This is a genomic window from Nonomuraea sp. NPDC049504, assembly GCF_040676845.1.
Classification (GTDB): Bacteria; Actinomycetota; Actinomycetes; order Streptosporangiales; family Streptosporangiaceae; genus Nonomuraea; species Nonomuraea salmonea.
In genome coordinates, this window is sequence record NZ_JBFAPT010000001.1 from 322,849 (window position 1) to 337,900 (window position 15,052).

A 15,052-nucleotide genomic window follows, 5' to 3' on the forward strand; every position below is an offset into this window, starting at 1 on the left:
CCGGGCCGAACGCTGAATCACTCGATCCACACGCAGGGGTACAAGGCTGGCGAACGATCACCTCTCACATCTCGGGGGACCGCCATGTACAGAAGCGTCATCGCCGCCGTCACCATGACCGCCGCCGCGCTGCTCCTCGCACCCACGCCCGCCATCGCGGACGACTTCTGGGGGCCGAGCCACGTGTGCGGGAAGGAGGTGACCGGCGTGCTCAGGCTGAAGCCGCTCACGATCTGGACCACCGACGGCGGCTGCGCGAAGGTGGACTTCCGCCGTCACCATCACCACCACCAGCACAAGCACTTCGGCCTGTTCTGAGCCGCGGACCCCGCTAGTGCTGCGACAGGAGGTGGGCGAGCTCCTGCTCCACCTCCTGGCTGGCGACGAACAGCAGCTCGTCGCCCGCCTCCAGCGGGTCGTCGGCGGTCGGCACCAGGACGCGGCCCTCGCGCAGGATCGCCACCAGCGCGGAGTCGACCGGCCACGGCACCGAGCCCGCCCGCTGCCCCACCACCGGCGCGTCATCGGCGAGGGTGAGCTCGACCAGGTTGGCCTGCCCCTGGCGGAACGTCATCAGCCTGACCAGGTCGCCGACGCTCACCGCCTCCTCCACCAGCGCGCTGAGCAGGCGCGGTGTCGAGACGGCCACGTCGACGCCCCACGACTCGTTGAACAGCCACTCGTTGTTGGGGTGGTTGATGCGGGCGACCACCCGCGGCACCCCGTATTCGGTCTTGGCCAGCAGCGACACCACGAGGTTGACCTTGTCGTCACCGGTCGAGGCCACCACGACGTGGCAGTTGTTGAGCCCGGCCTCGTCGAGCGAGGCGATCTCGCAGGCGTCGGCGAGCAGCCATTCGGCCCGCGGGACGCTGTCGATCTTGATGGCGTGGGGATCGCTGTCGATGAGCAGCACCTCGTGGCCGTTCTCCAGCAGTTCGGCCGCGATGGAGCGGCCCACGGCACCGGCGCCGGCGATGGCGACGCGCATCACTCGTCCTCTTCCGGTGCCGCGGCGAGCACCTTGTTGATCCGGTCCATGTCGGCCTCGGCGGCGATCACGTGGAGTACGTCGCCCTCCTGGACCACGGTGTCGTGGGTGATGGTGACGGCCTCGCCCATGCGGTTGACGAAGGCGGCGCGGGTGCGGGCGCGCTCTTCGAGGTCGATGACGCGGGTGCCGATCCAGGCGGGGTTGACGGTGACCTCCGCGAGGACGACGGTGCCGGTCGGGTCGCGCCACAGCGGCTCGGCGCCCTCGGGCAGGATGCGGCGCATGATCTGGTCGGCGGTCCAGCGCACGGTGGCCACCGTGGGGATGCCCAGCCGCTGGTAGACCTCGGCCCTGCGGGGGTCGTAGATGCGGGCCACGACGTTGTCGACGCCGAACGTCTCGCGGGCGACGCGCGCGGAGATGATGTTGGAGTTGTCGCCGCTGGAGACCGCGACGTAGGCGGCGGCCGACTCGATGCCGGCGTCGATGAGCACGCCGCGGTCGAAGCCGACGCCGGTCACCCGGCGCCCGTGGAACCCGGCGCGCAGCCGGCGGAAGGCCTGCGGATCGCGGTCGATGATGGCGACGGAATGCCCGCTGTCCTCGAGGATGTGCGCGAGGGTCGATCCGACCCTGCCACACCCCATGATCACTATATGCATTTCCCCCCGCATCTGACGCGGTCGGCCGGTTGCTCGACACCAGTATGGCCCTCGGGGGGAGCGCCTAGGGCCGGGCCTCGGCCTGCGACTAGCATCTCGTTACGTGGCGAAGGTAACGGATCTTGTCAAACGCTTGCTCGTGGGGCGCGCCCTCCGAAGCGGGCAGCTCCATGAGCAACTCCTCCCGAAACGGATCGCGCTACCCGTCTTCGCGAGCGACGCGCTCTCGTCGGTCGCGTACGCACCCCAAGAGATCCTCGTCATCCTCTCCCTGGCGGGGGTCTCGTTCTATTCCTACAGCCCCTGGGTGGCCGCCGCCGTCGTGGTCGTGATGCTCACGGTCGTGGCGTCGTACCGGCAGAACGTGCACGCCTATCCCAGCGGCGGCGGCGACTACGAGGTCGCCACCACCAACCTCGGCAAGAACGCCGGGCTCACCGTGGCCAGCGCCCTCATGGTCGACTACGTGCTGACCGTCGCGGTGTCCGTCGCCAACGGCGTCGACTACGTCGGCGCGACCATCCCGCTCGTGGGCCAGCACAAGCCGGCCGTCGCCATCGCCATCGTCGTCCTGCTCACCGTGGTCAACCTGCGCGGCATCCGCGAGTCGGGCGCCGCCTTCGCCATCCCCACGTACGCGTTCATGATCGCCGTCCTGGGCCTGATCCTGTGGGGCGGGTTCCGTACGCTGCTGCTGCACGAGCACCTCCAGGCCCCGAGCGCGCACTTCACGATCCAGCCGGAGCAGACGAACCTCACCGCCTTCGCCGCCGCGTTCCTCGTGCTGCGCGCCTTCTCCACCGGATGCGCGGCGCTGACCGGGGTCGAGGCGATCAGCAACGGCGTGCCCGCCTTCCGCAAGCCCAAGAGCAAGAACGCGGCCACCACGCTGCTGCTGATGGGCGTGGTCGCGATCACCATGTTCGGCGGCATCATCGCGCTCGGCCTGGCCTCGGGGGTCAAGGTGGCCGAGCCGTCGGTGGTGGCGGAAGACCTGCTCAAGCCCGACGGCACCCCGGTCGGCCCCGGCTACTACCAGCAGCCGATCATCTCCCAGGTGGCCGACGCGGTGTTCGGCGGCGGGTCGCCGCCGTTCGTGGTGATCTCGGCGGTGACGGCGCTGATCCTGTTCCTCGCGGCCAACACGGCGTTCAACGGCTTCCCCGTGCTCGGCTCGATCCTCGCCCAGGACCGCTACCTGCCGCGCCAGCTGCACACCCGCGGCGACCGGCTGGCCTTCTCCAACGGCATCATCATCCTGGCGCTGGGCGCCTGCCTGCTGCTGTGGGGGTTCCAGGCCGACGTCAGCCGGCTGCTGAACCTCTACATCGTCGGCGTCTTCGTCTCGTTCACGCTCAGCCAGACCGGCATGGTCATCCACTGGACCCGCCACCTGAAGACCGAGACCGACCTGCGGGTCCGCCACCAGATGTACCGCAGCCGCGTGATCAACTTCGTCGGCGCGGTGATGACCGGGCTGGTGCTGATCGTGGTGCTGCTGACGAAGTTCCTGGTCGGGGCCTGGATCGTGGTGATCGCGATGCCGGTGCTCTTCCTCATGATGAAGGGCATCAGGCGCCACTACGACAAGGTGGCGGCCGAGCTGGAGCTCACCGAGGACTACGAGCCGTCCATGCTGCCCGCGCGCAACCACTCGATCGTGCTCGTCTCCAAGATCCACAAGCCGACGATGCGCGCCATCGCGTACGCCCGCGCCACCCGCCCCTCCACGCTGGAGGCCGTCACGGTCGGCGTCGAGGGCGAGGAGGCCCGCAAGCTGCAGGAGGAGTGGGAGCGGCGGGGCATCCCGGTGCCGCTCAAGATGCTCGACTCGCCGTACCGCGAGATCACCCAGCCCGTCCTCGACTACGTCAAGACGCTGCGCCGCCGCTCGCCCCGCGACGTGGTGACGGTCTTCATCCCCGAGTACGTCGTCGGCCACTGGTGGGAGCACCTGCTGCACAACCAGAGCGCGCTGCGGCTGAAGGCCCGCCTGCTGTTCAAGCCGGGCGTCATGGTGACCAGCGTGCCCTGGCAGCTGCACTCCTCCGACCGGCTCATCGGCAGGCCGGAGCCGTTCGCGCCGGGCGCGGTGCGCCGCCCCTGGCACCAGACGGCCGATCGGCAGGAGAAGAGCCCTCGCTAGGTGAGCAGCGCCCGCAGCCGCAGCGTGTCGCCGGCGGCCCAGCCGGGCGGCGGCGCGACGGCGGCCCAGCCGTCCGCGATGTTCGCGCCGTAGCGGTGGCCGTGACCGGCCGGCACGTCGAGCGCGGCCGTCATGTCCACCAGCACCTGCCAGAACGTCACCAGCGGGAACCAGTTCATCTCCGGGTTGACGCCAGGCCCCCGCTCGCCCTCCAGCCAGGCGGGCCGGTCGTAGATCAGCTCAGGCGACCACCACACAACGGGATCGGTGGTGTTCTGCAGGTAGACCACGCGCGGGTGGGGCCACGGGGCTGGAGGCTCGGACAGGTCGCCGGGCTCCTGGGCGAACCTGGCCGTCTCGCCGTCGTCGTAGACCGGCCGCCACACAGGGCTGCCGCGCTCGCGGCCGGTGGTCAGGCGCCGCCAGATGGGGTTGGCGTTGGGCGGGCCCACGAACATCGCGCCGTCCGCCTTCGCGGCCAGCTCGTCGAGGTCGTGGACGCTCTCCTCCATCTGGTACGACCCCAGGCTCTCGCCCGACAGCACCAGCTTCGGCCGCTTCGCGGCGGGCAGGCGCGCCCACCGCTCGCGTACGGCGTCGAACAGCGCCCGCCCCGCGGCCGCCGCCTTGTCCCTGTCCACCATGAACGACACCCAGCTCGGCAGGTACGAGTACTGCATCGCGACCAGCGCGGACTGCCCGTTGTACATGTACTCGAGCGCGTCGGCGATGTGCGGATCGACCCACCCGGTGCCGGTGGTGCCCAGCACGGCCAGCACCCGGCGGCCGAACGCGCCGGTCCGCTCCAGCTCGCGTACGGCCAGGGCGGCCTGCTGCTGCGGTGATGAGGCGCCGTCGAGGCCGACGTACACCCTGATGGGCTGGGCGGCGGGCCGGCCGGAGAAGGCGGTCAGCCGGGCCGGCGTGGTGGCCGTGGCGGTGAAGCGGCGCCCCTCGCGGCCCAGCGACTCCCAGGAGACGAGCGAGCCCGGGCCGCCCGACACGGACGCCGAGGCGGGCCTGCGCACGCCGGGATGGGTGCCCTCGTTCGCGACGGAGGAGATGTCGCTGATCCGCGCCACGAACCCGTTGAACAGCACGTCGTTGGCGAACACCGTGACCACGAGCGCGATGACGGACGCGCCCACCACGTGGCCCACGTAGGCGGGGACGTAGCGGTCGAGCCAGGCGTTGAGCCTGCGCCCGGCCAGGCGGATCAGCCGGGCCAGCAGCAGGCACAGGCAGAACAGCGCGACGGCGACGGCCAGGATCACCGGCGGGAACCAGGTGATGCGGGTGTCCATGCCCATGAGCGATCGCAGGTCGCGCTGCCAGTCGTAGCTGTACCAGAGGGCGACGGCGGCCAGCGCGGCGCAGCCGCCCAGCATGACCCGCCAGCTGATCCGCCGCGCCCGCTCAGAGGGGCGGTAGCGGATGACCGAGCGGCCGAGCGCGCCCAGCGAGGCGCCCACGGCGTAGCCGAGTATGCCGGTGACCGCGCCCATCACGCCCTGGTAGAGCCACGGGCGGGGCAGCAGCGACGGGGTCAGCGAGGCGCACGCGAACAGCGTGGCCAGCAGAGTGCCGCCGAAGCCGAGCCTCCGCCGTACCACTCTGTCCATGACCACCTACAGTAGGCGACCGAGCGGGACGGGAGCCCTCCGGGCCTGGGCATAGGCTGTTCCCTGTGGAACAGGCAACTCTCGAGCTGACGGTAGGTCCGGTCGCGCACGGCGGCTGGTGTGTGGCGCGCCACGAAGGGCGCGTCGTGTTCGTACGCCACGCGCTGCCGGGCGAGCGGGTGATCGCCGCCGTCACCGAGGAGACGGCCAGGTTCCTGCGGGCCGACGCCGTCGAGATCCTCGACGCCTCGCCCGACCGGGTCGTGCCGCCCTGCCCCTACGCCGGTCCCGGCAGGTGCGGCGGCTGCGACTGGCAGCACGCGACCCTGGAGGCGCAGCGGCGGCTCAAGGCCCAGGTGGTGGCCGAGCAGTTGCGCCGGCTGGCGGGCATCGAGCGCGAGGTCGTCGTCGAGGAGGTGCCGGGCGCCAAAGACGGCCTGGGGTGGCGCACGCGCGTGCAGTTCGCCGCCACTCCGGCGGGCGAGCTGGGCTTCCGCAAGCACCGTTCCCACGACATCCAGGTCGTCGACGCCTGCCTGATCGCCCACCCCGAGGTGGAGGCCGTCGGCGCGCAGGACCACGCGTGGCCGGGCGCCGCCGTGGTCGAGGTCATCGCCTCCTCGGGCGGCGAGCGGGCCGTCGTGGTCGCGCCCAGGCCGCGGCGCAGCGTGCCCGTGCCCGAGCTCGACGCGCCCGCCTCGATCCTGCTCGACCAGGGCAAGGGCCGCACGGTGCCGCGCCGCGGCTCGGGGGTGCTGCACGAGCAGGTGGGCGACCGCGAGTTCCGGGTGGCGGGCAGCGGCTTCTGGCAGGTGCACCCGGGGGCGGCCGAGACGCTGCTCGACGCGGTGCTCGCCTACGCCGCCCCCGAGCCGGGGGAGTGGGCGCTCGACCTCTACTGCGGGGTCGGGCTGTTCGCCGCCGGGCTGGCCGAGGCGGTGGGCCCCGAGGGCGCGGTGTTCGGGCTGGAGTCCGAGGCGGCCGCCGTCCGCGACGCCCGTGCCAATCTGCGCGACCTGCCGCAGGCGCGGGTCGAGCGCGGCCGGGTGGAGGAGGCGCTCGACCGCTTCCAGATCGAGCGGGCCGACATCGTGGTGGTGGACCCGCCGCGCGCCGGGCTCGGCCGTGAGGTGGTCGACCGGGTCAGCGCGCTCGAGCCCCTGCGCATCGTCTACGTCTCCTGCGACCCCGCCACTCTCGCCCGCGACCTCGCCTGGTTCCGCGACCACGGCTACCCCCTCGCCGACCTGCGCGCTTTCGACGCCTTCCCGATGACCCACCACGTGGAATGCGTGGCGCTGCTGGTGCGCGAGGGCAAATCTCCGTCATGAGGGACCTGAACCCGCGCTGAGGGGGCAGGTGCCCCCGGCATGAGGTTCGGGAACTGGGACGTGCGACCGCTGGGCGGCTGGATGGGCTGCCTGGCGATGATCGTCGTGTCCGTACTGCTGTCGATCCTGCTGACGATCGTCATCAACCTGTTGCTGTGATGTGGCGGGAATCTCATCCGCCCGGATGACCGGCCTCCGCGCGCTCTGACGCGGAGGCCGGTTCTCGCGTGCTCACAGGGGTTTCGGTACGACCGCGCTGGCCTGCGCAGACGCCTCAGGGATCACTTTGGTTTACAGCTGAGGGTCCCAAATGTCTCCGATCGGATGACAAATCGGTATCGGTCCCGACAGAATGCGTTGCCATCCAGCGTCTACCGCAACTGGAGGAAACCCCCTATGCGTAGACCCCTTGGGGTACTCGCCGCCGCCGTCAGCCTGGCAGCGATCGCCACGCCACTCAGCGCGGCACAGGCTTCCGCGGCTACGGAGGCGGCTACTGAGGCAGCCAGGGAGGCGGCTCGGTGCCGCGTGAGCGTGGCCAAGCCGCGCGTCAGCGACGCACTGAAGATCCAGTCCTCGGCCGTCCGCCGCGGCTGCTTCACGGGCGCGCTCATGCGCATCCGCATCAAGCGGGCCGTCCCCGGTGCCGACCCGGTCGTCAAGAGCGGGGCCACCAGGAAGGGCCGCCTCACGCTCGCCCTGGCCTGCAAGCCGGGCACGTACTACGCCGTCGCCACCGACTACCGCGGGCACACCGCGAAGTCCAGGCCGGTCAAGCTCACCTGCACCCCCGGTAGCGGTACGCCGACGCCCGTCCCCTCGCCGCCGGCCACCGGCACGCCGACCCCCAAGCCCGGCAACCCGACCGCCGCGCCCGTCACGCCGCCGCCCGCCAACGGCGGCGGAGTCGGCAGCACCGAGGAGAACGAGGTCGTCAGGCTGGTCAACGCCGAGCGGGCCAAGGGCGGCTGCCGGCCGCTCCAGCACAACGCGCAGCTGCACACCGCCGCGTACGGCCACTCCGCCGACATGGCCGCGAAGAACTACTTCGCCCACAACTCGAAGGACGGCCGCTCGTTCATGGACCGCATCAAGGCGGCCGGCTTCACCGGCGGCAACGCCTGGGCCGAGAACATCGCCATGGGCCAGCGCACGCCCGCCGAGGTGATGAGGTCCTGGATGAACAGCGCCGGGCATCGCACCAACATCATGAACTGCAAGTACACGCTCATCGGAGTCGGCGCGGCCAAGAACTCCAGGGGCCAGATCTACTGGACCCAGGACTTCGCCGCCCGCTGATCCCGCCTGCCGTATAGGGCTTCCGCCAGGAGGGCGCTCGTGGCGGGGAAGGGGAGGCCGCGCCTCTACCCGTCCCCGCCACGACGCACGGTGCCGCCCACGGTGCCGCCCACGGTGCCGCCCACAGTGCCGTCAGCCCATCTCTTCGAGCTTGCGGCCCTTGGTCTCCTTGACCCACTTGCCGACGAACAGGAACGACAGCACGGCGAACAGCGCGTACGCGGCGTAGGTCAGCGGCAGGTTCCACTCGGCCAGCGCGGGGAACGACACGGTGATCGCCCAGTTGGCGATCCACTGGGCCGCGGCGGCGACGCCCAGGGCGGCGGCCCTGATGCGGTTGGGGAACATCTCGCCGAGCAGCACCCACACCACGACACCCCACGACAGCGCGAAGAACAGCACGAACACGTTCGCCGCGATGAGCGCGATCGTGCCCTGCGGGTCGGGCAGGGAGACCGACTCGCCCTGGCCCTGCGCGAAGCTGAACGCCCAGGCCGCGGTGGCCAGCGAGATCGCCATACCGGCCGAGCCGATCAGCAGCAGGGGCTTGCGCCCGATGCGGTCCACCAGCGCGATCGCGATGAAGGTGCCGATGATGTTGATGATCGAGCTGGAGAAGCTGATCAGCAGGGAGTCGCTCTGGTTGATGCCGACCGACTGCCACAGCACCGACGAGTAGTAGAAGATCACGTTGATGCCGACGAGCTGCTGGAAGGCGGAGAGCGCGATGCCGATCCAGACGATCGGCAGCAGGCCCAGCGCCTTGCCGCGCAGGTCCTTCAGCCCCGGCACCCGCTCGGTGCGCAGCACGTGCTGGATCTCCGCGATGCGCTCGTCGAGGTCGGTGTCGTCGCTCTCGATCTCGGCCAGCACCTGACGGGCCCGGCTCGTCCGTCCCGACATGACGAGATAGCGCGGCGACTCGGGGATGTTCGAGGCGAACAACAGGAACAACAGGGCCGGCACCACGCAGGCGCCCAGCATCCACTGCCACGCCTGCAGCAACCAGATGTGGTTGTTCACGTCGTCGCCCGCCACGCGCGCGAACACGTAGTTGACGAGCTGCGAGACCGCGATGCCGAGCACGATGGCCAGCTGCTGGAACGAGCCCAGCCGCCCCCGGTAGGCGGGCGGCGCCACCTCGGCGATGTACGCGGGCCCGAGCACCGACGCCATGCCGATCGCGAACCCCGCCACCACCCGCCAGAACGCCAGATCCCAGACCGAGAACGGCAGCATCTGCCCGACCGAGCTGACCGCGAACAGCAGCGCCGCGACCTGCATCGACCGCGTACGCCCCCACCGGTCGGCGAGCCCGCCGCCCGCCCACGCGCCCAACGCCGAGCCCAGCAGCGCGATGGCCACCACGAAACCGATCTCGACCGGGCCCACCTGGAAGTGACGCTGGATGCCGACCACAGCGCCGTTGATGACGGAGCTGTCGTACCCGAAGAGGAACCCACCGATGGCCGCGGCCGCGGTGATGAAGACCACGTGACCCAAATGCTCATGATGGGTGTATTGAGTAGCCATGTAGGTCCTTCCCCCAGAATGGAAGGGAGCTACCCGCTGATCACCCACGTATTCGGAACACCCGGCCCAGACGGGCGTGCGTGCGTAGGGGGCGCGGAAAAGGGCAGCGTTCTGGGAGCGGCGCCGGGCGCGGGACAAGCAGATCGCTCACATCCAGCCCACGCCCGGCGCCCGCACAAAAGGCCCGCGGCTCGGGAAGTCACTCCGCCGGTGACCGGCTACGGCAGGTGCGGCAGCACCTCGGCGGCGATGAGCTCCAGGTGCTCCAGGTCCTGCAGGTCGAGGATCTGCAGGTAGAGCCGCTCGGCCCCCAACTCGGCGAACGTGCCGATCTTCTCCAGCACCTCGGCCGGCGTGCCCGCGAGGCCGCTCTCGCGCAGCGCGCCGGGGTCCTCGCCGATGGCCGCGCAGCGCCGCTCCACCTCGGCCCGGTCGGCGCCGACCACGGTGGTCTGCGCCGCCGACAGGATCACGCCGCGCCCGGCCGCCTCGCACGCCTGACGCACGCGACCGAACGCCGCCCCGGTGTCGGCCGGGCGGTGGAACGGCACGTTGTACTCGTCGGCGTACGCGGCCACCAGCCGCGGCGTGCGCTTGGGCCCGGTGCCGCCGATGATCACCGGCGGGCGCGGCCGCTGGGCCGGCTTGGGCAGCGCGGGCGAGTCGGCCAGCCGGTAGTAGCTGCCCTCAAAGGAATACGTCTTCTCCGCCGTCCAGAGGCCGGTGACGATCTCCAGCTGCTCCTCGAAGCGGGCGAAGCGCTCCTTGACGGGCGGGAAGGGAATGCCGTACGCCGAGTGCTCGGTGTCGTACCAGCCGGTGCCGAAGCCGAGCTCGACCCGGCCGCCGCTCATCTGGTCGACCTGCGCCACGCTGATGGCCAGCGGCCCAGGCAACCGGAACGTGGCCGGCGACACCAGCGTGCCCAGCCGGATCGTGGAGGTCTCTCTGGCAAGACCGGCAAGGGTGATCCAGGCGTCGGTGGAGCCGGGACCTGGGTCGCCGGTGCCGATGCGCTGGTAATGGTCGGACCGGAAGAACGCATCGAAGCCCAGCCGCTCGGAGGCCTGGGCAACGGAGAGCAGGTCGTCATAGGTGGCGCCCTGCTGGGGCTCGGTGAAGATCCGCAGCTTCATGACCACATTATCCGCACACAACGGACGTGAACCGGAAAAGGGCCGCGCCACGCCGTGAGTGCTTGCTAGCGTTCAGCCGCAGCGACGATTCGTAGCCGATCGACCACACGGGGTTGCCCATGTCTCGGCACAGGAGGGAGCCGGGCACGCTCCCGCGCCCGCTCGCCGTTCTCGGGGCGCTCGCCCTGGCCGCCGGCACCGCCGCGGCGATCCGCATGCTTCCCGCGGGCGCCGCCCCGCGGCCCGAACGCCCGCCGGCCGCGCGGCCGGTCGCCACGCAGGTCGAGCAGCCGCCCCAGGAGCCGCCCAGCGGGTTCGTGGCGTTCACCGACGCCACCCGCGAGCCCCCGCTCGACCTCGCGTCCCACGCCCGCCGCACCGGCCTGCGCCACTACGCACTCGGCCATATGGTGGCCGCCGGCGACGGCTGCACCCCCACCTGGGCAGGCAAAGCGGGCAGGAACGGGGGGTCGGAGGGGAGCGACGGCGGGATGGCCGGTCGGAACGGCGGGTCGCAGGGGAGCGATGGCGGGGTGGTGGAGCGGGTCGGGAGGTTGCGGGTGCTCGGGGGGAGCGCGGTGCCGGTCTTCGGCGGGCCCCGCGGGCGGGAACTGGCCGCCGCCTGCACGAGGCCGGGCGCGCTGACCGCGGCGTACCGCCGCGTCGTGGGGACGCTCGACGCCGCGTCCGCCGACTTCGAGATCCGCGACAGCGCCGACCGCGCCGCCGTGCTGCGCCGGGCCCGCGCCATCGAAGCCGTGCAGCGCGAGCGCCCGCTGCGGGTCAGCTTCACGCTGCCGCTCGGCCCCGGCGGCCTGTCGGCCGACGACGTGGCCATGCTGCGGACCACCCGCAGGGCGGGCGCCGAGGTGAGCACCGTCAACCTGCTGGCCCCCGTCGAGCCCCGCACCCCAGCGGGCACCCCAGCGGGCACCCCAGCGGGCACCTCAGCGGGCACCTCAGGAGGCGCCCGGCTCGCCCTGATGGCGGCGGGCGTACGCAAGGCGGCCGAGCAGCTCGCCGAGGCCCACGACCTGACGATCGAGGACGAGGTGTGGCCGCACCTGGCGCTCACCCCGGTCCAGGCGAACACGGGCGACCTCAGCGCCGGCGACGCCCGCAGGCTGACCGCCTACGCCACCCGCCACCGCCTGGCCTGGCTGTCGCTGCGCGGCGCCGCCCCAGAGGCGGACGTGTCACGCATTCTTTGGCATACCCCGGCCAATAGATAAGATTTCGCTGACCTGGGAGGTTCCCGGGAGGATTTCGGTCAGCAGGGGAGGGGCGTCATGGGTGCGCGTCCCGAGACCGCCAAGAAGATCCTGCTGCACTGGATGGACGGCACCATCGCGCTGGTGGGCCTCACCTTCGTGGCCTACACGGTGGCCGCCATGGCGAAGGGCGAGATCCCGACCGGCAACGCGGTGGCGGCCCTGGTGCTGATGGTCCCGTACTTCGGGCTGCTCCCCTTCGTCATGCGCGACGGCTACGAGGACCGGCGCCCCCCTACGCGCAAGCTGTGGGTGGCCGGGGCGCTGGCCGTCGTGGTGTTCCTGCTGATGCCCCATGGCGGCGCGATCGGCAACGTGTGGCTCGACACCGCGACGCTCTGGCTGTCACTGGCCTCGCTCTACTTCCGCCCGCGCACCCTGCTGTGGCTGTCGCTGGCGGTGATCGTGCTGGGCGCCGCGTACGTGGTCGAGCTCACCGACAGATCCTGGCCCGTCGTGCTGTTCGCCATGTCGGGCAGCGGCGCGGCGGAGATCGCGGCCATGCTGGTGTGGCGCTGGCTGTGGTGGGTGATCAGGGACGCCAACCGGGGCAGGGAGGCCAGGGCCAGGCTGGCGGTGGCGGAGGAGCGCCTGCGCTTCGCCCGCGACCTGCACGACCTGCTCGGCCACAGCCTGTCCGTCATCACGCTGAAGAGCGAGCTGGCCGCCAAGCTCGCCACCAAGGACGCCGCCAGGGCCGCGAACGAGATGGCCGAGGTACGCACGCTGGCCGGCGAATCGCTGTTCGAGGTGCAGCAGGCGGTGCACGGTTACCAGGCGCTCGACCTGGACGAGGAGCTGGCCGGGGTGCGCGCCGCGCTGGAGGCGGCCGGCACCACCTGCGTCATCGAGGCCAGGACCGACGACCTGTCGCCGTCCGCGCGCACGCTGCTGGCCTGGGCCGTCCGCGAGGGCGGCACGAACATCCTCAAGCACAGCACCGCCAGCCGCTGCGCGATCAGGATCGACGCGGGCGTCCTGGAGATGGTCAACGACGGGGTCGCGCAGGCGCCCGCCGAAGCGGGCAGCGGCCTGCGCGGCCTGTCGGAGCGGCTGGTGGCGGCGGGCGGCTCGTTCTCCGCCCAGCCCACGGCGAGCGGCGAGTTCCTGCTGCGGGCGGCGGTGCCGGCGTGAACCTCATCGACCGCGTCCGCGGCGCCGACCGGCTGACCAAGGTCCGCTGGCTGATCGTCTACTGCACCGACCTCATCCTGCTCTTCCCCTTCTTCGGCTACTACGCCTTCTACCTGATGTGGCAGGCGGGGGCGGAGTGGCCGCCGATCGCGCTCGGCTCGGCGGCGCTGCTGGTGTTCATGGTGCTCAGCACGCGCCCGTTCCGGATCGCCGTCACGGGCAGGCCCCGGCCCACCGTCATCCTCGTCGTGACCGGGGTGATCGCGGTCGGCATGCTGCTGGGTTTCGGGCAGATCTGGGCGATCCCCACATGGCTGGCGCTGATGACGCCGTTCATCAGCAGACGCATGGTGCTCGTCCTGGCCGGGGTCTCGCTGGTGCTGAGCGCCGTGTGGGTCTGGCTGGCCACCGACATGATCGTGCCGCTGCTGTCGGTGGTCCAGGTCGTCTTCACGGTGATCTCGGTGGGCGCGGTCTGGGCGAACCTCTGGCTGTGGCGGCTGACCCAGGAGGCGTACGAGGGGCAGGAGGCGATGGCCAGGCTGGCGGTCTCTGAGGAGCGGCTGCGCTTCGCCCGCGACCTCAACGACCTGCTCGGCCAGAGCCTCACCGACGTGGCCACCATGACCGAGCACGCCGAGCGGACGCTGCGCGAGGACGAGGAGGCCGCGGCGGCCGAGATGTTCGCGGTGCGCGACCTGGCCAGGCGGTCGCTGCGTGAGGTGCGTACGGTCGTGCAGAACTACCGGGCCGTCGACCTGGACGAGGTGCTGGCCAGCGTGCGCGCGGTGCTGGAGGCGGCCGACGTGCGCTGCACCGTGCGGGCGGAGACCGAGGCGCTGACGCCCGAGGCCAGGACGCTGCTGGCCACCGTCGTGCGCGAGGGCGCGACGAACGTGCTCAAGCACAGCAAGGCCGAACGTTGCACGATCACGATAGAAGACGGGGTGCTGGAGATGTCCAACGACGGCGTGACGGGACCGGTGGGCGAGCACGCGCCCAACGGCCTGGCCGGGCTCGCGCAGCGGCTGCGCGCGGTGGGCGGCACCCTGGAGGCCGCGCCCGGTGAGGGCGGCCGCTACCTGCTGCGGGCGGCGGTGCCGGCATGACCACGCGCGTGCTGCTCGCCGACGACGAGCACCTGATCCGCGGCGCCATCGCGGCCCTGCTCGACCTGGAGGACGGCATCGAGGTGGTGGCGCAGGTCGGCAGGGGCGACGAGGTGGTGGCGGCGGTCGCCGAGCACCGCCCCGACGTGGCGGTGCTCGACATCGAGATGCCCGGCATGGACGGACTGAGCGCCGCCGAGCGGATCAGCTCCCAGTGCAAGATCGTCATTCTGACCAGCCTGGGCCGCCCCGGCTACCTGCGCAGGGCGATGGCCGCCGGGGTGAGCGGCTTCCTCGGCAAGGACGCCTCGGCCGAGGAACTCGCGATGGCCATCCGCAAGGTGCAGTCGGGCGGCCGCTACCTCGACGCCGAGCTGGCCGCCGCCGCGATGGCCGCGGGCGACAGCCCGCTGACCGAGCGGGAGCGCGACGCGCTGCGGCTGGCGGGCGACGGCGCCACGATCGCGCGCATCGCCGCCGAGCTGCACCTGACCGAGGGCACCGTGCGCAACTACCTGTCCAGCGCGATGACGAAGCTCAACGCCCAGAACCGGCTGGAGGCCATCCGTACGGCCCAGCGCATGGGCTGGCTCTAGAGCTTCGACCGGTGACGGAGGCGGAGCCGCTGCCCGCCTCGTACGAGCAGGAGCCGGCCTGCCGGCCCTCGGGGTCGCGCAGGTGCGCGGTGTCCTGGTCGTTGTTCCACACGTACCGGCGCCGCCGGTCGGCACGGTTGAACCGGTCAACCTGAGGGGTCGCGTCGAGCCTGGTGAGGCGGCATCCCCTGCCATGAAAGCGTTTCCACACCCACATCT

General features: G+C 71.5%; 13 protein-coding genes. 8 read left to right on the top strand and 5 right to left on the bottom strand.

All coding sequences use genetic code 11. The features are described from left to right. Nucleotides 1-84 precede the first annotated feature (84 nt). On the top strand, nucleotides 85-318 hold the full coding sequence (locus tag AB0K28_RS01440; RefSeq protein WP_364363714.1) for a hypothetical protein: 234 nt from the start codon (nucleotides 85-87) through the stop codon (nucleotides 316-318). Nucleotides 319-331: 13 nt separating this feature from the next. Here AB0K28_RS01440 and AB0K28_RS01445 read toward each other — a convergent pair whose 3' ends face one another. Both AB0K28_RS01445 and AB0K28_RS01450 read right to left on the bottom strand, forming a co-directional pair. After that, on the bottom strand, nucleotides 332-991 hold the full coding sequence (locus AB0K28_RS01445; RefSeq protein WP_364363717.1) for a TrkA family potassium uptake protein: 660 nt from the start codon (nucleotides 989-991) through the stop codon (nucleotides 332-334). Continuing rightward, the gene (locus AB0K28_RS01450; RefSeq protein ID WP_364363721.1) at nucleotides 991-1,656 is read right to left on the bottom strand and encodes a TrkA family potassium uptake protein; all 666 of its coding nucleotides are present in this window, start codon (nucleotides 1,654-1,656) and stop codon (nucleotides 991-993) included. Before AB0K28_RS01450 ends, AB0K28_RS01445 begins: the two co-directional genes overlap by 1 nt. A gap of 103 nt (nucleotides 1,657-1,759) precedes the next feature. Here AB0K28_RS01450 and AB0K28_RS01455 point away from each other — a divergent pair, with 103 nt between their 5' ends. Beyond that, a complete protein-coding gene (locus tag AB0K28_RS01455) occupies nucleotides 1,760-3,802 on the top strand; it encodes an APC family permease (protein WP_364363724.1) in 2,043 nt (680 codons plus the stop codon). Here the strand turns inward: AB0K28_RS01455 and AB0K28_RS01460 are convergent. Beyond that, complete coding sequence (locus AB0K28_RS01460; RefSeq protein ID WP_364363727.1) at nucleotides 3,799-5,424, bottom strand: alpha/beta-hydrolase family protein; 1,626 nt, start codon at nucleotides 5,422-5,424, stop codon at nucleotides 3,799-3,801. The genes AB0K28_RS01455 and AB0K28_RS01460 overlap by 4 nt on opposite strands. A gap of 65 nt (nucleotides 5,425-5,489) precedes the next feature. Here AB0K28_RS01460 and AB0K28_RS01465 point away from each other — a divergent pair, with 65 nt between their 5' ends. Next, on the top strand, nucleotides 5,490-6,755 hold the full coding sequence (locus AB0K28_RS01465; RefSeq protein WP_364363730.1) for a class I SAM-dependent RNA methyltransferase: 1,266 nt from the start codon (nucleotides 5,490-5,492) through the stop codon (nucleotides 6,753-6,755). A gap of 528 nt (nucleotides 6,756-7,283) precedes the next feature. Next, on the top strand, nucleotides 7,284-8,054 hold the full coding sequence (locus AB0K28_RS01470) for a CAP domain-containing protein (protein ID WP_364363733.1): 771 nt from the start codon (nucleotides 7,284-7,286) through the stop codon (nucleotides 8,052-8,054). 132 nt (nucleotides 8,055-8,186) lie between these two features. Here AB0K28_RS01470 and AB0K28_RS01475 read toward each other — a convergent pair whose 3' ends face one another. Both AB0K28_RS01475 and AB0K28_RS01480 read right to left on the bottom strand, forming a co-directional pair. Continuing rightward, on the bottom strand, nucleotides 8,187-9,587 hold the full coding sequence (locus tag AB0K28_RS01475; protein WP_345387359.1) for a sugar porter family MFS transporter: 1,401 nt from the start codon (nucleotides 9,585-9,587) through the stop codon (nucleotides 8,187-8,189). A 218-nt stretch (nucleotides 9,588-9,805) separates the two neighbouring features. Next, a complete protein-coding gene (locus tag AB0K28_RS01480; protein ID WP_364363737.1) occupies nucleotides 9,806-10,723 on the bottom strand; it encodes an LLM class F420-dependent oxidoreductase in 918 nt (305 codons plus the stop codon). A gap of 119 nt (nucleotides 10,724-10,842) precedes the next feature. Here AB0K28_RS01480 and AB0K28_RS01485 point away from each other — a divergent pair, with 119 nt between their 5' ends. From AB0K28_RS01485 to AB0K28_RS01500, 4 genes are read left to right on the top strand one after another with little or no spacing between them, the layout of a single operon-like run. Continuing rightward, nucleotides 10,843-11,955, top strand: coding sequence for a hypothetical protein (locus AB0K28_RS01485; RefSeq protein WP_364363740.1), 1,113 nt, complete (start codon nucleotides 10,843-10,845; stop codon nucleotides 11,953-11,955). Between the two features lie 57 nt (nucleotides 11,956-12,012). Next, nucleotides 12,013-13,128, top strand: coding sequence for a histidine kinase (locus tag AB0K28_RS01490; RefSeq protein WP_345387353.1), 1,116 nt, complete (start codon nucleotides 12,013-12,015; stop codon nucleotides 13,126-13,128). Next, nucleotides 13,125-14,237: a histidine kinase gene (locus tag AB0K28_RS01495; RefSeq protein ID WP_364363743.1), complete on the top strand. Its 1,113-nt coding sequence runs from the start codon at nucleotides 13,125-13,127 to the stop codon at nucleotides 14,235-14,237. Before AB0K28_RS01490 ends, AB0K28_RS01495 begins: the two co-directional genes overlap by 4 nt. Further along, nucleotides 14,234-14,833, top strand: a complete 600-nt coding sequence (locus tag AB0K28_RS01500; RefSeq protein WP_345387349.1) for a response regulator transcription factor — start codon at nucleotides 14,234-14,236, stop codon at nucleotides 14,831-14,833. The genes AB0K28_RS01495 and AB0K28_RS01500 overlap by 4 nt, the downstream gene beginning before the upstream one ends. Nucleotides 14,834-15,052 lie beyond the last annotated feature (219 nt).